At 56.0% G+C, this 19,540-nt stretch carries 18 protein-coding genes; 4 read left to right on the top strand and 14 right to left on the bottom strand.

Annotated elements, in window-relative coordinates; genetic code table 11:
- Positions 1-5: 5 nt before the first annotated feature.
- From ghxP to soxR, 3 genes are all read right to left on the bottom strand, one after another.
- Complete coding sequence (ghxP, locus tag DBR02_RS12250) at positions 6-1,355, bottom strand: guanine/hypoxanthine transporter GhxP (protein ID WP_063449848.1); 1,350 nt, start codon at positions 1,353-1,355, stop codon at positions 6-8.
- A 297-nt stretch (positions 1,356-1,652) separates the two neighbouring features.
- Positions 1,653-2,324, bottom strand: a complete 672-nt coding sequence (locus DBR02_RS12240) for a glutathione S-transferase family protein (protein ID WP_063449849.1) — start codon at positions 2,322-2,324, stop codon at positions 1,653-1,655.
- Positions 2,325-2,686: 362 nt separating this feature from the next.
- Complete coding sequence (gene soxR / locus DBR02_RS12230; RefSeq protein ID WP_003860275.1) at positions 2,687-3,145, bottom strand: redox-sensitive transcriptional activator SoxR; 459 nt, start codon at positions 3,143-3,145, stop codon at positions 2,687-2,689.
- 98 nt (positions 3,146-3,243) lie between these two features.
- Between soxR and soxS the strand changes: the two genes are divergently transcribed.
- Positions 3,244-3,570: a superoxide response transcriptional regulator SoxS gene (gene soxS, locus DBR02_RS12225; protein ID WP_003860277.1), complete on the top strand. Its 327-nt coding sequence runs from the start codon at positions 3,244-3,246 to the stop codon at positions 3,568-3,570.
- Between the two features lie 6 nt (positions 3,571-3,576).
- On the opposite strand, the gene DBR02_RS12220 is transcribed toward soxS, so the two are convergent.
- Entirely contained in the window at positions 3,577-5,142 is a 1,566-nt protein-coding gene (locus DBR02_RS12220; protein WP_107534474.1) for an EAL domain-containing protein, read from the bottom strand.
- Between the two features lie 782 nt (positions 5,143-5,924).
- Here DBR02_RS12220 and DBR02_RS12215 point away from each other — a divergent pair.
- Complete coding sequence (locus DBR02_RS12215; protein ID WP_022646751.1) at positions 5,925-6,206, top strand: YjcB family protein; 282 nt, start codon at positions 5,925-5,927, stop codon at positions 6,204-6,206.
- Between the two features lie 63 nt (positions 6,207-6,269).
- Here the strand turns inward: DBR02_RS12215 and ssb1 are convergent, their stop codons facing one another.
- Positions 6,270-6,800, bottom strand: coding sequence for a single-stranded DNA-binding protein SSB1 (ssb1, locus tag DBR02_RS12210; protein ID WP_006810470.1), 531 nt, complete (start codon positions 6,798-6,800; stop codon positions 6,270-6,272).
- Positions 6,801-7,051: 251 nt separating this feature from the next.
- On the opposite strand from ssb1, the gene uvrA reads away from it, so the two are divergent.
- Positions 7,052-9,874, top strand: a complete 2,823-nt coding sequence (gene uvrA, locus DBR02_RS12200) for an excinuclease ABC subunit UvrA (RefSeq protein ID WP_003860287.1) — start codon at positions 7,052-7,054, stop codon at positions 9,872-9,874.
- A 3-nt stretch (positions 9,875-9,877) separates the two neighbouring features.
- Here uvrA and DBR02_RS12195 read toward each other — a convergent pair whose 3' ends face one another.
- The 6 genes from DBR02_RS12195 to dnaB all read right to left on the bottom strand — a co-directional run bounded on the left by DBR02_RS12195 (position 9,878) and on the right by dnaB (position 15,523).
- Positions 9,878-10,231 (bottom strand): MmcQ/YjbR family DNA-binding protein, encoded by a 354-nt coding sequence (locus DBR02_RS12195; protein ID WP_107534473.1) that lies wholly within the window; start codon positions 10,229-10,231, stop codon positions 9,878-9,880.
- 2 nt (positions 10,232-10,233) lie between these two features.
- On the bottom strand, positions 10,234-10,650 hold the full coding sequence (locus DBR02_RS12190) for a secondary thiamine-phosphate synthase enzyme YjbQ (RefSeq protein ID WP_063865498.1): 417 nt from the start codon (positions 10,648-10,650) through the stop codon (positions 10,234-10,236).
- A 112-nt stretch (positions 10,651-10,762) separates the two neighbouring features.
- Positions 10,763-11,476 carry an acid phosphatase AphA gene (gene aphA / locus DBR02_RS12185; RefSeq protein WP_107534472.1) on the bottom strand — a complete coding sequence of 238 codons (714 nt, stop codon included), beginning with the start codon at positions 11,474-11,476 and terminating at the stop codon, positions 10,763-10,765.
- A gap of 235 nt (positions 11,477-11,711) precedes the next feature.
- Positions 11,712-12,905 (bottom strand): aromatic amino acid transaminase, encoded by a 1,194-nt coding sequence (gene tyrB / locus DBR02_RS12180; RefSeq protein ID WP_107534471.1) that lies wholly within the window; start codon positions 12,903-12,905, stop codon positions 11,712-11,714.
- 109 nt (positions 12,906-13,014) lie between these two features.
- Complete coding sequence (gene alr, locus DBR02_RS12175; RefSeq protein WP_063449857.1) at positions 13,015-14,094, bottom strand: alanine racemase; 1,080 nt, start codon at positions 14,092-14,094, stop codon at positions 13,015-13,017.
- Between the two features lie 16 nt (positions 14,095-14,110).
- Positions 14,111-15,523, bottom strand: coding sequence for a replicative DNA helicase (dnaB, locus tag DBR02_RS12170; protein ID WP_003860298.1), 1,413 nt, complete (start codon positions 15,521-15,523; stop codon positions 14,111-14,113).
- 60 nt (positions 15,524-15,583) lie between these two features.
- Between dnaB and DBR02_RS12165 the strand changes: the two genes are divergently transcribed.
- Complete coding sequence (locus DBR02_RS12165) at positions 15,584-16,567, top strand: quinone oxidoreductase (RefSeq protein ID WP_063865502.1); 984 nt, start codon at positions 15,584-15,586, stop codon at positions 16,565-16,567.
- Positions 16,568-16,751: 184 nt separating this feature from the next.
- Here the strand turns inward: DBR02_RS12165 and pspG are convergent, their stop codons facing one another.
- The 3 genes from pspG to traF all read right to left on the bottom strand — a co-directional run bounded on the left by pspG (position 16,752) and on the right by traF (position 19,495).
- A complete protein-coding gene (gene pspG, locus DBR02_RS12160; protein WP_017382623.1) occupies positions 16,752-16,994 on the bottom strand; it encodes an envelope stress response protein PspG in 243 nt (80 codons plus the stop codon).
- Positions 16,995-17,130: 136 nt separating this feature from the next.
- A complete protein-coding gene (dusA, locus tag DBR02_RS12155; RefSeq protein ID WP_063449859.1) occupies positions 17,131-18,126 on the bottom strand; it encodes a tRNA dihydrouridine(20/20a) synthase DusA in 996 nt (331 codons plus the stop codon).
- An 82-nt stretch (positions 18,127-18,208) separates the two neighbouring features.
- Positions 18,209-19,495: a conjugal transfer protein TraF gene (gene traF / locus DBR02_RS12150; protein WP_233157743.1), complete on the bottom strand. Its 1,287-nt coding sequence runs from the start codon at positions 19,493-19,495 to the stop codon at positions 18,209-18,211.
- Positions 19,496-19,540 lie beyond the last annotated feature (45 nt).

Here is a 19,540-nt window from a genome sequence, read left to right as displayed (position 1 = left end):
ATAATTTAGATTGCCCAGCCGCCCGCGTAGAACGCGACCAGCGCAACGGCGATCACCACGGTGCCGATGTTCAGCTTGCGCCACTCACCGGAGACCAGGCGGCCAATCACCAGCGAGGCGAAGCCGATCATGATGCCGGTCACGATGTTACAGGTCAGCACGATGAATACTGCGGTGATCAGGCCGGACATGGCGTCGACAAAATCCGCGAAGTCGATTTTCGCCACGTTGCTCAGCATCAGCAGACCGACGTACATCAGCGCTGGCGCGGTCGCATACGCAGGCACCAGGTAGGAGAGCGGAGAGAGGAACAGGATCAGCAGGAACAGCACACCAACGGTGATGGCCGTCAGGCCGGTTTTACCGCCTGCCGCCGTACCCGCTGCGGATTCGATGTACACCGCAGCAGGCGCCGCCCCCACCAGACCAGAGAAGACGCTGCTCAGGGAGTCGGTGGTCAGCGCTTTGCCGCCGTCGATAATCTGGCCGTCTTTATCCAGCAGGTTAGCCTGCCCCGCCACCGCGCGGATGGTGCCGGTGGCGTCAAACACCGCCGTCATCACCAGCGCCAGCACGCTTGGCAGGATCACCGGGTTCAGCGCGCCCACGATATCCAGGCTGCCGATCAGGGAGTTGCCGTTGTCGTCGCTCAGCGACGGCATGGCGAAAATACCGGAAAAGTGAACGGTCGGGTCGAAGATCAGCCCGACGATGGACACGCCGATAATGGTCAGCAGAATGCCGCCCGGCACCTTCAGTTTTTCCAGGCCGATAATCACCGCCAGCCCCACCAGCGACATGATCACCGGGAAGCTCGCAAAGTTACCCAGCGCAACCGGCAGGCCGTCCAGCGGATTCTTGATGACCAGACCCACGCCGTTGGCGGCAATCAGCAGCAGGAACAGGCCAATACCGATACCGGTGCCATGCGCCACACCCTGCGGCAGGTTGCGCAAAATCCAGCTGCGGATGCCGGTGGCAGAAATCACGGTGAACAGCACGCCCATCAGGAACACCGCGCCGAGCGCTACGGGGACGCTGATCTGCTGGCCCAGCACCAGGCTGAAAGCGGTAAACGCGGTCAGGGAGATGGCGCAGCCGATCGCCAGCGGCAGGTTCGCCCACAGCCCCATCACGATGGAGCCAACGCCCGCTACCAGACAGGTGGCAACGAAGACCGCAGCGGGCGGGAAGCCGGCTTTGCCGAGCATGCCCGGCACCACGATGACGGAGTACACCATCGCCAGAAACGTGGTCAGACCGGCAACAACTTCCTGGCGCACGGTACTGCCGCGAGCAGAAATTTTAAACATGGCGTCAAGTGAACCGCCGGTACGCGCAGATGGCGTAGACATAGAAAACATCCCCTGAAAATTTTTATTGAAAGTCCGTAAGCGTGGTGGAGACTCCACTGCCAGCGAAACGTCAAATCCTTGTGCTGCGTTTGCGACGAAAGGGGCGTCACAAAAAAAGCAAACGTTTAGCTCCGCGCTTACAAAACGGGTGGTCAAATGTAGGCAAACGATTATCTAGCCTAATACCCGCCCTTTTCAACTGAACTTTCTCGTTTTTCGCTAAAATCACCTCATGGCGATGAAGAATTAAGCAGAGGATGCGCAAACGTTATCGTCCATGCGCAATTTCGTTACATTTCACGCCTCGCCGGGGATGGTCAGCGGGCCGCCTTTCTCCAGCGTGGTCTGCCAGCCCGGGCGCGCCTCCACGTTCTGTTTCCATGCCGCTATGTGGCTGAGATTGTCGATACCGCCCCGCGCCAGCAGGGCGAAGATCGGAAAACTCATCTGGATATCCGCCATGGACAGCGCGTCGCCGGCAAACCAGGGGTTTTCGGCAAGATGCGCGTCAATAAAGCGCGCGTGCGTTTCCAGCTGGCGGTTGAGATATGCTTTCTGCACTCCCTGCCCCAGCGCTTTGCCCAGCGTGCGCAGGCCAAATGGTACCGGAGGCTTACCGAGGCTGTTAAACACCAGCTTCATTAACAGCAGCGGCATCAGTGATCCTTCGGCGTAATGCAGCCAGAAACGGTACTGCACCTTGCTGGCGGGATCTAACGGTTTGAATCGTGATTCCGGATCGTACGTTTCCTGAAGATATTCCAGAATCGCCCCTGATTCGGCCAGAACCAGTCCGTTATCTTCGAGTACCGGGGATTTTCCCAGCGGATGCACTTTTTTGAGCGAGTCTGGCGCGAGCATGGTTTTTTCGCGCTGGTAGCGCACGATGTCGTACGTCAGACCCAGCTCCTCCAGCGCCCAGAGGACGCGATGGGAACGAGACTGGTTAAGGTGGTGGACCGTTAGCATGATGTTCTCCGGTGATTGCTACTTTTTAACTATAGAAAACTGAACAACTTCACGAAAAAAATTCGGCTAAAATCCGATCGTCTGCGGTGGCAAAAACGGCGGCCAGACATAAAATTAAAGTGTCAGTACAAACCGGAACCTCCTCCACAAGCTCGACACGAGGGGTACTGATGTCGGGGGAAACCCTCCCGTGAACCAGCGGGATAGAGAGAAAGACAAAGACCGGAAAAAACTAAAGCGCCCTTAGTGGCGCTTTAGTTCTTTATGCTTGTTGCCTGGTGGCGCTGCGCTTACCCGGCCTACATTCCCGGACTTGTAGGCCGGGTAAGCAAAGCGCCACCCCGCGAAGGGGCCGCAGAATCTCAATCCTCCTCCAACAGACGCGCCCCCGTTCCCTGCTCGCCCAGCCTGTCGCCCGGGTTACGCAGCGGACAGTCGCTACGTGATAAACACCCGCAGCCAATGCAGCCGTCCAGTTCATCGCGCAGGGCCACCAGCGTGTGAATACGACGATCAAGCTCTTCACGCCACTGGGACGACAGCTGCTTCCACTCTTTCGCGCTCAGCGAGTGTCCTTCCGGCAATACGCCGAACGCGTCGCCGATGGTGGCCAGGGGGATACCGATACGTTGCGCAATTTTGATAATCGCCACGTAGCGGAGCACGTCGCGGGTGTAGCGCCGCTGGTTTCCGGCGTTACGGATACTTTTTATTAATCCTTTGCTTTCATAGAAGTGGAGCGCCGACACCGCCACGCCGCTTCGCTTCGCCACTTCACCGGGGGTTAACAGTGCTTTGATGCGCGGTAATCTCTTTTCCATAAAACCTCTTTACCTCAAGTTAACTTGAGGAATTATACTCCCCCGCAGAGAAAACGACGAATCAACCGAGAAAGTTGTATCTACAGAGGGGCAACCTTATGTCGCATCAGCAAATTATTCAGACGCTTATTGAATGGATTGATGAACATATCGACCAGCCGTTGAACATTGATGTGGTCGCTAAGAAGTCGGGCTATTCGAAATGGTATTTACAGAGAATGTTCCGCACCGTGATGCATCAAACGCTGGGTGACTACATTCGCCAGCGCAGGCTACTGCTGGCGGCGCAGGCGTTACGCTCAACGCAGCGGCCCATTTTTGATATCGCAATGGATCTGGGCTATGTGTCGCAGCAGACCTTTTCCCGCGTCTTCCGCCGCGAGTTTGACCGGACGCCGAGCGACTACCGCCACCAGCTTAATTAATGCGCGTTAACGCGAGGATTGCTGCTGCCAGGCCATAAATGCCTGGGGCGGCATCGCTTTCGCGAAGTGCCATCCCTGACAATACTGCACGCCTCGCTTCAGCAACCAGCTGACCTGCTCGGCGGTCTCCACCCCTTCCGCAATGGTTTTCAACCGCAGGCTTTGCGCCATCTCAATGATGTGCTCAGCAATAAGGTGGCTGGTGCTGTTAGTGGCTAAGGTATCGATAAAAGATTTATCGATTTTCAGAATATCGACATTCAGGGAATAGAGATTATGCAGGTTTGAGTAGCCGGTTCCGAAGTCATCGATTGCCACCTCATAGCCCGCCTGGCGAAACGCCTGGATAACCGGCGTGGTTTTTGGCACGTCGATAAACCCCCGCTCCGTCACCTCTATTTTGATCTGCTGGGCGCGAACCGAGTAAAAGCGGGCTTTATCTGAGATCAGGGCGATAAGACGCGAAGAGTGGAAATCCGAAGCCGACAGGTTAATCGAGACATACAGCTCGGGATGAGCGGCAAGAAAATACCCAAGATCGCTGAACACCTCCTCCACGACGTAATCGGTGATGCGCGCGATCATGCCCTCTTTTTCTGCCAGCGGAATAAATTCGGCCGGGCTCATGACCTGCCCGTTAAATCCAGGCCAGCGCAATAGCGCCTCCGCCCCGACGCACTGATTATTTTTAATATCAATAATGGGCTGATAATGTACGCACAGCTGGCGATTATTCAGCGCCCGGTGCAGAAGACGACCAGGCGAATTGAGTTCGCGGTGTGTACGCGACCACACCAGCAGAATAATTATGCTGCAAATCATCCCCAACGGTAGCGTCAGGGTAGCCTGATGATAAAGCGTTTCATAAAAACGGGCACTGGACGTTGAAACGATGGCCGCAATGGGCCGCTGCCCGGATTTCACGATCGTATAAAAACGGTCATCCTGCTGAAAAGTCGTTTCCTCATGCCGAATCATCGAATGCAATAAAGGGATATTGGTTTTCTGGCTAACGGAAAAGAATGCATTGCTGACGGTGTCATATACTCCCCACGACAGGGAACGATCGTCTGACATCACCTCACTGTACGATAGCGGATTGACCACGACGACATAATTTCCGCGCTGCACATATATCATTTTATAGCCATTAAAAAATGGCGTATCGCGAAAATAATAGATGGAAACGTCAGGTTTCCGTGTGTAATTGGCCGCGGGGATGGTGTAAGGATGGTCCGGTGTATAAATGGTTGAACAGAGAAAATTCTGACCTTCAGCATATATTAAATCAGCAACAAAAAGACGACCGCGGGAAACGTTCAACATATATTGACGATGCGCTGGCGTACAAACTTTGCCCTGATATTTTTCCGCGTCTTCCCGGGCCAGATCAACCTGTTGAATAACCCGTTCAGTTTTGTTTAAAGCCAGTTCAGCGAACGTGCGCAGCTGGGAGCTGATTTCCGACTCGGCTCTTAGCTGGGCAAACCATAGCGCAAGCATCACCGGCAGCATAACTACCATGATAATCCCTGCCACTTTGAGCATCTTGCGCTGCGCGCTACGATTCATTTCCCGCTCTGTATCCCTGCATGATGTACGCCTGTAGCAATGAAGGCCGGCTGCTTTGATAAACAGGCGATTACGTTGCATGAATCACAGGAAGTTAGCAACTGACTTTTGCTATTAAAAATCCTAAAATTCGTGATGCCGATAATATTCTCCCGTAAGCCAAACTAAAAGTATTGGTTTCGTTTTCGATAAGAAGAATAATTCTTCGCGATGGGCGTTAAAGTTCCCTAACTGAAATAGCCTGCTATTTTTTCTTTTGCTGATTTATAAATAATCAGATGCCAGAATCGATTTTCCTCTTCCCGTACGCCTGGCGTCATATAATGGTTTATCGGCACGCATCACTATGGCTGAAGTATCCCGTTGCCCCTGACACACTTCAGCCATGCGCGGCTCGTCAGCGGACTCAACACTGACTCAGGAGGGGCTTGCCCCCAGTGCACGTTGCGTTGCGACGTCAGCTTCGCCAGGGCCAGCATGCTGTCGTTAGTCATCTCGCGCCTTTATCTTTCACAGGTCATTAATCGATAGACTGACTGCTGTAAACCCTTTACAGCCGATCGTGTATTGCAAAGGTTTTGCTATCTGAATGAATTAAATATAAAAATTCACCGCAGACGCTGAAGTGAGCGTCGACGATATATTTTCCTGAGTTATAAAACCACTTTTACTCCACGCAGACACTGGCGAATAAAACAGCAAATGTGATATAGTTCACACATCTTATGTAACGAGAAACATTGTTTCATTTCAGTTCGTCTGTTTTGTCGAGGATGGGTTATATGGCAACCATTACCACCAGCATGGTGCTCCTGCGCTGGCCGTTGTTGAGCGCGGTTTTGATGTTCCTGGCCAGCACGTTAAACATTCAGTTCCGAAAGTCCGACTATGCAGGTCTTGCTGTAATTAGCACCTTGTTGGGATTGGGCGCCGCATGCTGGTTCGCGACAGGTCTGCTCGGCATTACGCTGGTGGATATGGCCGCCGTCTGGGAAAACATCAAAGTAGTGATGGTTGAAGCCATGAGCCATACCCCACCAGACTGGCCGATGGTGATTACCTGATCGCCTGTTAATAAAAAACCCAGACTGGTGTCTGGGTTTTTTTGTGCTTTACGCGTCTGGATATCAGAACGGGATATCGTCGTCGAAATCCATTGGCGGTTCGTTAGACGGTGCCGGAGCAGACTGCTGCTGCGGACGAGACTGCGCGCCGCCGCTGAACTGGTTGCCGCCCTGAGGCTGCTGAGGCTGACCCCAACCACCCTGCTGCTGGTTCTGACCGCCACCTGCCGGTGCGCCACCGCCCTGACGGCCACCCAGCATCTGCATGGTGCCGCCCACGTTCACCACCACTTCCGTGGTGTATTTTTCCTGACCGGATTGGTCAGTCCATTTGCGGGTACGCAGTTGGCCTTCGATATAGACCTGAGAACCTTTACGCAGATACTCCCCGGCCACTTCAGCCAGTTTGCCAAACAGCACAACGCGGTGCCATTCGGTCTGCTCTTTCATTTCACCGGTCGCTTTATCACGCCAGGATTCGGAAGTAGCCAGCGTAATGTTGGCAACTGCGCCACCACTCGGCATGTAGCGTACTTCCGGGTCCTGGCCCAGATTACCGACGAGAATCACCTTGTTTACGCCTCTGCTGGCCATGTTCGTGTCTCCTGAATACGTTTCTTAATAGTGTAAACGCGCGAGTGTACCATTTCCATGCGACACTTTGATAGTTGCGTAGCATGTTCCAGAGTTCTCTCGCGGACTCGACATTGTTACACAGTGAATCAGAAAATGCATTCCAATACTGTATATTCAAACAGGTCATTTTGTGTCATAATTAGCCGTTTCTGACAGCCGTTTGTCCTTCAAACAAATCAGGCAATCCGTGTTCCAACCGGGAAAGGTGAATGGATAAGATCGAAGTTCGGGGCGCCCGCACCCACAATCTCAAGAATATCAACCTCATAATCCCTCGCGACAAACTCATCGTCGTGACCGGGCTTTCGGGGTCTGGCAAATCCTCACTGGCTTTCGACACCTTGTATGCCGAAGGACAGCGTCGTTACGTTGAATCGCTCTCGGCGTACGCGCGTCAGTTCCTGTCGCTGATGGAAAAACCGGATGTCGACCACATTGAAGGGTTATCCCCTGCTATCTCCATTGAGCAGAAATCCACGTCGCATAACCCGCGTTCCACGGTCGGTACCATTACCGAAATCCACGACTACCTGCGCCTGCTGTATGCGCGCGTAGGCGAGCCGCGCTGCCCGGACCACGACGTCCCGCTGGCGGCTCAGACTGTCAGCCAGATGGTGGATAACGTGCTGTCGCAGCCGGAAGGCAAGCGCCTGATGCTGCTGGCGCCAATCATTAAAGAGCGTAAGGGTGAGCACACCAAAACGCTGGAAAACCTGGCAAGCCAGGGCTATATCCGCGCCCGTATCGACGGTGAAGTGTGTGACCTGTCGGATCCACCAAAGCTGGAGCTGCAAAAGAAGCACACCATTGAAGTGGTGATTGACCGCTTTAAGGTGCGTGAAGATCTGGCGACGCGTCTGGCGGAATCCTTTGAAACGGCGCTGGAGCTCTCCGGCGGCACGGCGGTGGTCTCCGATATGGACGACGCCAAAGCGGAAGAGCTGCTCTTCTCCGCCAACTTTGCCTGCCCGATTTGCGGCTACAGCATGCGCGAGCTGGAACCGCGCCTGTTCTCATTCAACAACCCGGCGGGCGCGTGTCCGACCTGTGACGGCCTTGGCGTTCAGCAGTATTTCGATCCGGACCGCGTGATCCAGAACCCGGAGCTGTCGCTGGCGGGCGGTGCGATTCGCGGCTGGGATAAGCGTAACTTCTATTACTTCCAGATGCTGAAGTCGCTGGCGGAGCACTACAAATTCGACGTTGAAGCGCCGTGGGCCAGCCTGAGCGCGAACGTGCACAAAGTGATCCTGTTCGGTTCCGGTAAAGAGAACATTGAGTTCAAATATATGAACGATCGCGGCGATACCTCCGTGCGTCGCCACCCGTTCGAAGGGGTGCTGCACAATATGGAGCGCCGCTACAAAGAGACCGAATCCAGCGCGGTGCGCGAGGAGCTGGCGAAGTTCATCAGCAATCGCTCCTGCGCCACCTGTGAGGGCACGCGTCTGCGTCGCGAAGCGCGCCACGTGTTTGTTGAAAATACGGCGCTGCCGACCATCTCAGACATGAGCATCGGCCACGCGATGGACTTCTTCAACAACCTGAAGCTTTCCGGCCAGCGCGCGAAAATTGCCGAAAAAGTGCTGAAAGAGATCGGCGACCGCCTCAAGTTCCTCGTGAACGTCGGCCTGAACTACCTGACGCTTTCCCGCTCGGCGGAAACGCTCTCCGGCGGTGAAGCCCAGCGTATCCGTCTGGCGAGCCAGATTGGCGCCGGTCTTGTGGGCGTGATGTACGTGCTCGATGAGCCCTCTATCGGCCTGCACCAGCGCGACAACGAGCGGCTGCTCGGCACGCTGGTACACCTGCGCAACCTCGGCAACACGGTGATCGTGGTGGAACACGACGAAGACGCCATTCGCGCGGCAGATCACGTGATCGACATCGGCCCGGGCGCGGGCGTGCACGGCGGTCAGGTGGTGGCGGAAGGGACGCTGAAGGACATTATGGCGGTGCCCGAGTCGCTGACCGGCCAGTACATGAGCGGCAAGCGCAAGATTGAAGTGCCAAAACAGCGCGTCGCGGCGAACCCGGAAAAAGTGCTGAAGCTGACCGGGGCGCGCGGCAACAACCTGAAGGACGTCACCCTGACGCTGCCTGTCGGGCTGTTTACCTGCATTACCGGCGTGTCCGGTTCCGGTAAATCGACGCTGATCAACGATACGCTGTTCCCAATAGCGCAGACGGCGCTGAACGGCGCGACGCTGGCCGAGCCTGCACCGTACCGCGACATTCAGGGGCTGGAGCATTTCGACAAGGTTATCGACATTGACCAGAGCCCGATTGGCCGCACCCCGCGTTCCAACCCGGCGACCTATACCGGCGTCTTTACGCCCGTACGTGAACTCTTCGCTGGCGTACCGGAAGCGCGTTCACGCGGGTATACGCCAGGTCGTTTCAGCTTTAACGTGCGCGGCGGCCGCTGTGAAGCGTGCCAGGGCGACGGCGTGATCAAGGTTGAGATGCACTTCCTGCCGGATATCTACGTGCCGTGCGACCAGTGCAAAGGCAAGCGCTATAACCGCGAAACGCTGGAAATTAAGTACAAAGGCAAGACCATCCACGAAGTGCTGGATATGACCATCGAAGAGGCGCGCGAGTTCTTTGACGCCGTCCCTGCGCTGGCGCGTAAGCTGCAAACCCTGATGGACGTGGGCCTGACCTACATTCGCCTGGGGCAGTCAGCAACAACCCTGTCCGGCGGTGAGGCGCAACGCGTGAAGCTGGCGCGTGAGCTCTCCAAACGCGGCACCGGCCAGACGCTGTACATTCTGGATGAACCGACCACCGGCCTGCACTTTGCGGATATCCAGCAGCTGCTGGACGTGCTGCACCAGCTGCGCGATCAGGGCAACACCATCGTGGTGATTGAGCACAATCTGGACGTGATTAAAACCGCGGACTGGATTGTCGATCTCGGCCCGGAAGGCGGCAGCGGCGGCGGTGAAATTCTCGTCTCCGGTACGCCAGAGACCGTTGCAGAGTGCGAAGCCTCGCACACCGCGCGCTTCCTTAAACCGTTGCTGTAATCGTCACACGGAGAGCTGCTGTCGGATCGTTTCCGGCAGCAGTTCCACCGCCTGTTGATACGACGCATCCACCAGGTAGTAAATTTGCGAATCTGGCAGCGAGCCGTCGAGAAACACCGTACTCCAGTGCGCTTTGTTAAGATGCTTACTTGGCCTGACATCATTGTGCTGCTGGCGCAGTAAATCGGCCAGTTCCGGACTGGTTTTCAGTGATGCCGCAGGCCGCGCCTCCACCTCTTTCACCATCGCAAACAGAACATCACCCACTTTGATCTGCGTGGCTTTCCAGTCGCTGTGAACGCTTTGTTCCGCGCCCGGCTTGCTCATGCAGTACTGAAGTATCTCCGAAATTGTCATCTTTATTCCCCTTGTAGCGTTGCGATAATTTTACGCGAACCACCGTGAATGCGATGTTCTCCCAGCCAGATCCCTTGCCACGTGCCCAGCAGTAACCGCCCGTTGTGAACCGGCAGCGTCAGCGAGACGCCCAGCAAAGAGGATTTGATATGCGAAGGCATATCATCCGCCCCTTCGTAATCATGCTCATACGGGGCGTTATCCGGGACGGCTTTCAGAAAATGCCGCTCCATGTCAGACCGGACGGTGGGATCGCAATTTTCATTGAGCGTGAGAGAAGCAGACGTGTGCTGGAGCAGCAGATGCAGCAAACCCGTTTTGACGCGCGACAGGTCGCGGATTTGCCCGATGACTTCGTCCGTCACCAGGTGAAAACCGCGTGATTTTGCGCTTAAGGTCAGGGTCTGTTGATACCACATATGCTGCTCCATTATGAAAGGTGAATCTTTCTAAGTGTGCAGCAAGAAAGCGAAAGGTAAAACCCGCGCGGCGAGATTTGCTTAAAAAAGCACCCATCCCGCCGTTAACGCATCAGTATTCGGAGTTAACGATCACCTCTTCGCCAAATTTTCCGGCCATCGGCAGCGGCCGGTAGGTAGAGTTCGAGGCGCGTAACACCCTGATGCCTCTGGCCCCCACGTCGTGCGCCGCCGTGATGTCATTATCGGAATCCCCGTAGAACACTTTGATGTTTTTCTTTTCCAGCCACTGGGTTTTGGTGTTTTGCCCTTCACGATCGCCGGCAAAAATGACCGGGTTCATGCTGGAGGCCGGGATCAGGAAATCATCCTGGAGCGTTTTCGAGACGGTTTCCGTTTTGGTCTGGCTACGTCCGGTCACGAAGTAAATGCTGTCGCCGCGCTTTACGTGCATGGCGATCAGCGCGCGGGCAACCTCTTTCGGGATACTGAACTCATCCCAGCCGTTGTTCATCTTTTCCCAGAATTCCGGGTTTTTCAGATAGGCTTCGCTGTCCGGCGAGTAGGTTTTTTTGCCGCGCCAGAAACCGGGGCTGGAGAAGAGCACGGTATCGTCAATGTCGAAGCCCACGGCCATGGGCGGGCGGCCCGTCAGGCTGTTTTCGATTTGTGCCACGGAAACCCAGTGAATGGGCGCCTGTTCGGCAAGAATGGCGGCGGTGGTTCCGGTGTAAAGCGGCGTCGGGGCAGAAGCCCGCGCAACAACGGTACTATTAAGCGAGAACAATAAGCAGGCGGCGCTGAGCGCCAGTGTGATCTTGCGCATATTTTCCCCTGAATATTCAGTTTGTTATCGTTTTATTTTGAGCGGATGGTCAAAAAACTATCCGACCATAACCCCAGCGGGAGGGGAAGGAAAGGAGTTTTTAGTTATGAAGCTGAATAAAAAGAAGACGATCACAAAGCGTGGACGGGACATGACTGGCACCGGCGCGAACAAAAAAGCCGGGTGGCGGCTGCGCCTTACCCGGCCTACATATAGCATGCAAGTAGGTGAATACTTACATTACGGATGCAAAGGCCTGCGCCACGCGCTGGACGTTGCCAGCATTTAGCCCCGCCACGCACATACGTCCGCTGGCGATCAGGTAGACGCCGAACTCGTCACGCAGGCGATCGACCTGTGCAGCGCTCAGTCCGGTGTAGCTAAACATCCCGCGCTGCTTAAGCAGATAGTCGAAGTTCTGCCCCGGCACCGCCTCTTTCAGCACGTTAACCAGCTCCTGACGCATCGACAGAATGCGCTTGCGCATCGCTTCCACTTCCGCAAGCCAGGTGGCTTTCAGCTGTTCGTCGCCCAGAACGGTCGCCACCACCTGCGCGCCAAAGTTCGGCGGGCTGGAATAGATACGGCGGACCGTCGCTTTCAGCTGGCCGAGTACGCGCCCCGCGGCTTCGGCGTCTTCACACACCACGGACAGACCGCCGACGCGCTCGCCGTAAAGGGAGAAGATTTTTGAGAAAGAGTTGCTGACCAGCGCCGGCAGACCCGCGCTGGCAATCGCGCGAATGGCGTAGGCGTCCTCCTCCATGCCCGCGCCAAAGCCCTGATAGGCGATGTCGAGGAACGGGATAAGGTCACGCGACTTCAGTACCTCAATTACGGCATCCCACTGTGGATTGGTGAGATCGGCTCCGGTCGGGTTATGGCAGCACGGGTGCAGCAGCACGATGCTGCGCGCCGGCAGGGTGTTCAGTTTTTCCAGCAGCGCGTCAACGCGCACGCCGTTAGTTTCGCTGTCAAACCACGGATAGGTCGCAACCTTAAAGCCCGCGCCTTCAAAGATGGCCACGTGGTTTTCCCACGTCGGGTCGCTGACCCACACGCCTGAATCCGGGAAATACTTTTTCAGGAAATCTGCGCCTACCTTCAGCGCACCCGAGCCACCCAGCGTCTGGATAGTCGCCACGCGCTTTTGCGCGAGCACCGCGTGGTCCGCACCAAACAGCAGCGGCGCAATGGTATTACGGTAGGTATTTAACCCTTCCATCGGCAGATAAAGCGAAGCCCCGTGCGGGGTTGCGTTAAGACGCGCTTCGGCTTCGGCAACGGCTTTCAGTTGAGGAATGATGCCGTCCTCGTTGTAATAAAGACCAATGCTGAGGTTCACTTTATCGCTGCGAGGATCTTCTTTGAAACGCTCCATCAAGGAGAGAATAGGGTCGCCGGCGTAGGCGTCTACTTTCTGAAACACGCGATGTTCTCCGGATTATTATGAGGCAGGGTTTTCAACAATAAACCGGAAGCAGGAGAAGATCGAGGGGATGTTAACAGAAGCGGGATGCATCGCATCCCGTTAAAGCTCAGTCGATGTATTTCATCGCCACCCGCGACGTCAGACGCGTAATAAGTTCGTAAGCACTCACTTTTGTAATCTCAGCAATGCGCTCGACGGGCAGCCCTTCACCCCACATCACCGCATCGTCGCCCGCTTTATCCTGCGCGTCGGGTCCCAGATCGACACAAATCATGTCCATCGCCACGCGGCCGACAATCTTCACTTCGCGGCCATTAACCAGCACCGGCGTGCCCGTTGGTGCGGCGCGGGGATAGCCGTCGCCGTAGCCCATCGCCACCACGCCAAGCCGCGTGTCGCGCTCGCTGGTCCAGGTGCCGCCGTAACCTACCGGCTCGCCTGCTTTGTGCTCACGCACGGCAATCAGCTTTGAAACCAGCGACATCACCGGCTTAAAGCCGAAGTCCGGTCCCCAGGGTTTGTTCTCAAGCGGGGAAACGCCATACAGGATAATGCCCGGACGCGCCCAGTCGAAGTGGGACTGCGGCCACAGCAGAATGCCGCCGGACGCCGCAATGGAGCGCATTCCCGGCTTGCCTTCGCAGAAGGTGTTGAAGATATCAAGCTGCTGCTCGGTGGCGCCGCATTCAGGTTCGTCGGCACGGGCAAAGTGGCTGACGATATTGACTGGCTGACGCACATTTTTGCACTGGCACAAACGCTGATAAAACGCCTCCGCGTTTTCCGGGCGCACGCCCAGACGGTGCATGCCCGTATCGAGCTTCATCCAGACGGTGACCGGCTCGCTCAGTTCAGCCGTTTCCAGCGCGGCCAGCTGTTCTTCGTTATGGACCGCCGTGTGCAGCTGCTGGTCTGCAATGGTCGGCAGATCCGAGGCTTCAAAAAAGCCTTCAAGAAGCAGAATCGGTTGCGTAATGCCGCCTTCGCGCAGGCGAAGGGCTTCTTCGAGACGGGCGACACCAAAGGCGTCGGCATCGGGGAGCGTTCGCGCGGTCTCAAGAAGACCGTGTCCGTAAGCGTTCGCTTTCACGACTGCAACGAGCTTGCTGGCGGGCGCCAGTTCTCGCAGACGTTGCAGGTTGTGTCGCAGAGCGCGGCGGTTAATCACAACAGTTGCCGCTTGCATTTGAATTCCTTAGAAATTACTCATCATCATATTGAGGACCGGCATAGTTGTCGAAACGCGACCACTGGCCGTTAAAGGTGAGACGCACCGTACCGATGGGGCCGTTACGTTGCTTACCAATAATAATTTCGGCGATCCCTTTCAGGTCGCTGTTCTCGTGATAGACCTCATCACGGTAGATGAACATGATTAAGTCGGCATCCTGCTCAATGGAGCCGGATTCACGCAGGTCGGAGTTGACCGGGCGTTTGTCTGCACGCTGTTCCAGGGAGCGGTTAAGCTGCGACAGCGCCACCACCGGAACGTGCAGCTCTTTAGCTAACGCCTTGAGCGAGCGGGAAATCTCGGCGATCTCCAGCGTACGGTTGTCGGAGAGCGACGGGACGCGCATCAGCTGAAGGTAGTCGATCATGATAAGGCCGATGCCGCCGTGTTCACGGGCGATGCGGCGCGCGCGGGAGCGCACTTCCGTCGGCGTCAGGCCGGAGGAGTCATCGATGTAGATGTTCCGTTTTTCCAGCAAAATGCCCATGGTGCCGGAGATACGCGCCCAGTCCTCGTCGTCCAGCTGGCCGGTACGGATGCGGGTCTGATCCACGCGCGACAGGGATGCCAGAGAACGCATCATAATCTGTTCCGAGGGCATCTCAAGACTGAAGATAAGCACCGGCTTATCCTGCAACATCGCCGCGTTTTCGACGAGGTTCATCGCAAATGTCGTTTTACCCATCGACGGACGCGCCGCGACGATAATCAAATCCGATGGCTGAAGACCCGCCGTTTTTTTGTTGAGATCGTCATAGCCGGTGTTCACCCCCGTCACGCCATCGTGCGGCTGCTGGAAAAGCTGCTCTATACGCGCAACGGTGGCGTCGAGCACGTCGGCAATGTTTTTCGGGCCTTCGTCTTTGTTGGCTCGGCTTTCGGCGATTTTAAAGACGCGGGATTCCGCCAGGTCGAGTAGATCTTCGCTGGTGCGGCCCTGCGGGTCGAAACCGGCCTCGGCGATCTCGTTCGCCACCGAAATCATCTCGCGGACAACCGCGCGTTCGCGGACGATGTCAGCATAAGCGCTAATGTTCGCGGCGCTTGGCGTGTTTTTTGACAGTTCTGCCAGATAGGCAAAGCCGCCGACGCTGTCCAGTTGCCCCAGGCGCTCCAGCGATTCTGCGAGCGTAATCAGGTCAATCGGGCTGCCCGACTCCTGCAAACGCGCCATTTCCGTGAAGATATGACGGTGCGGACGGGTATAGAAATCTTCTGCAACGACGCGCTCGGCAACATCGTCCCAGCGTTCGTTATCCAGCATTAAACCGCCCAACACCGACTGTTCCGCTTCAATCGAGTGCGGCGGGACTTTTAACCCGGCGACCTGATAATCACGTTCACGGGGTTCAGTCTGTTTGTTGAAGGGTTTGTTTCCTGCCATAGTGAATGGAGTTACCGAGATAAAGAGTGGGTCGAAAGATTACCACATTCTGGAGGAAGCATGGCAACACGTATTGAATTTCACAAGCATGGTGGCCCTGACGTACTCAACGCGGTGGAGTTCACCCCCGCCGCGCCTGGTGAAAATGAAATCCAGGTTGAAAACAAAGCGATTGGCATTAACTACATCGATACCTATATTCGCGGCGGCCTCTATCCGCCTCCGTCGATGCCGAGCGGGCTGGGCACCGAGGCGGCCGGTATCGTCAGCAAAGTGGGTAGCGGGGTCAAGCACATCAAAGAAGGCGATCGCGTGGTGTACGCGCAGTCTGCGCTGGGCGCTTACAGCTCCGTCCACAATGTTCCGGCCGAGAAAGCGGCGCTTCTGCCGAATGCGATTGGCTTCGAGCAGGCCGCCGCCTCATTCCTCAAAGGGCTGACGGTCTATTATCTGCTGCGCAAAACCTATGAAATTAAGCCCGATGAGCAGTTTCTGTTCCATGCTGCCGCTGGTGGCGTGGGCTTGATTGCCTGCCAGTGGGCGAAAGCACTGGGCGCGAAGCTGATCGGCACCGTGGGCAGCGCGCAAAAAGCGCAGCGTGCGCTGGACGCGGGCGCCTGGCAGGTGATCAACTACCGGGAAGAGAGCATCGTTGAGCGGCTAAAAGAGATCACCGGCGGCAAAAAGGTGCGCGTCGTGTATGACTCGGTGGGGAAAGATACGTGGGAGTCTTCGCTGGACTGCCTGCAACGTCGCGGGCTGATGGTGAGCTTCGGTAACGCCTCTGGCGCTGTCACCGGCGTCAATCTCGGCATTCTGAATCAGAAAGGGTCGCTGTACGTCACACGCCCTTCCTTGCAAGGTTACATCACCAACCGGGAAGAACTTGAGGAAGCCAGCAATGAGTTGTTCTCGCTGATTGCCAGCGGCGTCATCAAAGTAGACGTGGCGGATGCGCAGAAATTCGCGCTAACCGATGCACAACGCGCGCATGAAGTGCTGGAGAGTCGGGCAACGCAGGGATCAAGCCTGTTAATTCCCTGAGCCATAAAAAGAAATTGGGCTTCCCGTGGGAAGCCCTTTCTTTTTTTAGTTCGGCTGTATGTAGGGTACAGCTCGATGAATTCTTTAGCGGCAGCCATAGTGACAGATTCGATAAGTAAATCCTATTCTGTTCTAAGGATTGCTGCCGGAAAAGTTGCAGGTATGTGACGAACCCCTCAATACCTTAGTAACGGAAGCGGTTATTACGCTGATAAGTGGGCAGTTTTGGTGATTTAATCGCCCGTATCGCCCATACCACCGCAATCGCCAGAAGTAACCACGGCAGGAGCTTAATCGTCAGGGCAAATAAGCCGCCGACAAACATTACCACCGTGGCCACAACGAGCGCGGCCAGAATACCGAGCAGCGACACGCCCGTGACCATCAGCATGATAAAAAAGCCAATCACAAAAAGTAGTTCCAGCATGGTGCTCTCCCACGAGTTCCCGAATGATGCTGCGATCATTACAAGAAACGTGCCAAAAATAAGTTATTGTTCTGAAAGCAAAACGCCCTGCAATCTCTTGCAGGGCGTGGCGTAATTGACCATCTTTTAGCGAAATTTAACGTTTATCCGCAACCAGACGCAGCGCGTGTTCCAGAACCTCAATGTCCGCACCGGCTTTATGCGCGTTCTCGCTGAGGTAACGACGCCACTGGCGCGCGCCAGGAATGCCCTGGAACAGGCCAAGCATATGGCGGGTAATATGGCCCAGGTACGTACCCTTACTCAGCTCGCGCTCAATGTACGGATACATAGCGCGCACCACGGCCACCGGATCGGTATCGGCACCTTCAATGCCGAAAATTTCCCGGTCGACCGTCGCCAGAATGCCCGGATTCTGATACGCCTCGCGTCCGACCATCACGCCATCCATATGTTCAAGATGCGCTTTGGCCTCGTCCAGCGAGGTAATGCCGCCGTTGATCGACATAGTCAGGTGCGGGAAGTCGCGCTTCAGCTGATACACGCGCGGGTAGTCCAGCGGCGGGATCTCGCGGTTCTCTTTCGGGCTAAGGCCAGAGAGCCAGGCTTTACGGGCGTGGATGATAAACATCTCGCACTCGCCCTTCCCGGACACCGTGTTGATGAAATCACACAGAAATTCGTAGCTGTCCTGGTCGTCGATGCCGATACGGGTTTTGACCGTGACCGGAATAGAGACGACGTCGCGCATCGCTTTGATGCAGTCCGCCACCAGGTTTGCATTACCCATCAGGCACGCGCCGAACATACCGTTTTGCACACGGTCGGACGGGCAGCCAACGTTGAGGTTAATCTCGTCATAGCCGCGCGCTTCAGCCAGCTTCGCACACTGCGCCAGCGCAGCCGGATCGCTGCCACCGAGTTGCAGCGCAACCGGATGCTCTTCTTCGCTGTACGCCAGATAGTCTCCCTTGCCGTGAATAATTGCGCCGGTAGTGACCATTTCGGTGTAGAGCAGCGTATGGCGGGAGAGCTGACGCAGGAAATAGCGGCAGTGTCTGTCCGTCCAGTCGAGCATCGGCGCGATGGAGAAACGGTGCGCAGGGAAAGCGGTCTGGAATTCTGACGACATGGCGAACTTTTAAGCATCTGGTGGAAAAGGGGCGCTACTATAGCACAAAGAAAAGCCGGAGGCGCAGCGCCTCCGGTGTACTTTAGAACGTCATACTCAACTGTGCCCCTGCGCCCCAGGTCTCGTCTTCGCCATAAAGCCCCATCAGGTCAACATGAACGGAGCTGAACGGCGCAAAACCGAGGCCGCCGGTAAAGACGTTGCTGTCGTTACCTTTCATGTCCGCACGATAACCGGCGCGCACCGCCAGCCAGCTCAGCGGTGTGACTTCTGCACCAATGCCAGCGTACTGGGACGTATCTTCGCTTTTGAAGCCTTTGGTCTCGGTCAGGTCGCCGTCTGCGGTCAGGGTCACCAGATCGTTATGCCAGGCCGCTCCGGCGGTCACCAGCGGACGGATCTGGTAGGTGTCTTTATAACTCACCACCTCTCCCGTGCGCCCGTTGCGGATGCGGATATCTTTGGTATCGATATCGCGGGACATCAGGTTTTGCCCGCTCACGCCGACCGTCCAGTTTTCACCGAAATCAGCGGCAATACCGGCATCGACGTTGAAGCCGGTGTCGTCGGTACGGTAGCGGCTGTCGTTCCACTTATTACTGTCGTAATCGTAGATTGAGGTGGTGTAGTTATAGAGCCAGGTTTTTTGCAGCTTTGGCATAACGCCAACGGAAACCGGAACGCCGCCAAGATCGAACTGGCGGGCCACCGCAATACCGTAGTCGGACACAATCGCCGCCCGGCCAGAGGCCGTCGAGTTGAGGTTTTTGGTGATTTGATCGGTACCGTTTAGCGCAGCGTCAAGCGCCACACCGGCCGCCACCGCGTCGCTTCGCTGGATGCCACGCAGATAATCAATGTCCTGCTGGTCGATAGAAGTGCTCACGCGCCCGTGGGCATAGCCTTTCGCCATAAAGGCCACGGAAAGCACGTCGTTAGGAATGCTGACGGCAATCCCCGCCCCTGCGGTGGCGTGCGCGGTTTTGCCTTTCAGGTAGTCCAGCTCATCCGCGAGATCTTTCGCTGCGCCCTGGAACTGGTTGATTGAGCCTAACGGGTTGGTGATGATTTCAATCGGCGTCAGGCTATCCACCACGTCCTGATAGCGATTGATTTTGTCATTGATGGTATCAATCTCGTCCTGAAGATTGTCCTCATCGGTCACCTGCACGCCGACGGACGGCAAAATAACCGTCACGTCATCCTCAGGTTTTGACTTTGCCAGCAGCGCCGGGTTGATCAAGGCGCCGCTGCCATAACTTCCGGCCGCTACGCCCGTGCCACCCATTGCGTCGCTACGCGCTTCCGTCCAGGTATTGGCTGCTCCCGCCTGATTTGCCATAAAAAAGGAGACAGCGATGCTAACCATCGAAAATTCAAAATGTTTTTTCACAGTGTGCTCGTAAATAGTTTG

The sequence above is a fragment of the Enterobacter cloacae complex sp. genome, from assembly GCF_900322725.1.
Classification (GTDB): Bacteria; Pseudomonadota; Gammaproteobacteria; order Enterobacterales; family Enterobacteriaceae; genus Enterobacter; species Enterobacter quasihormaechei.
Note: the sequence above shows the minus strand (reverse complement) of the source record. Positions and strands in the feature narration are given on the sequence as shown.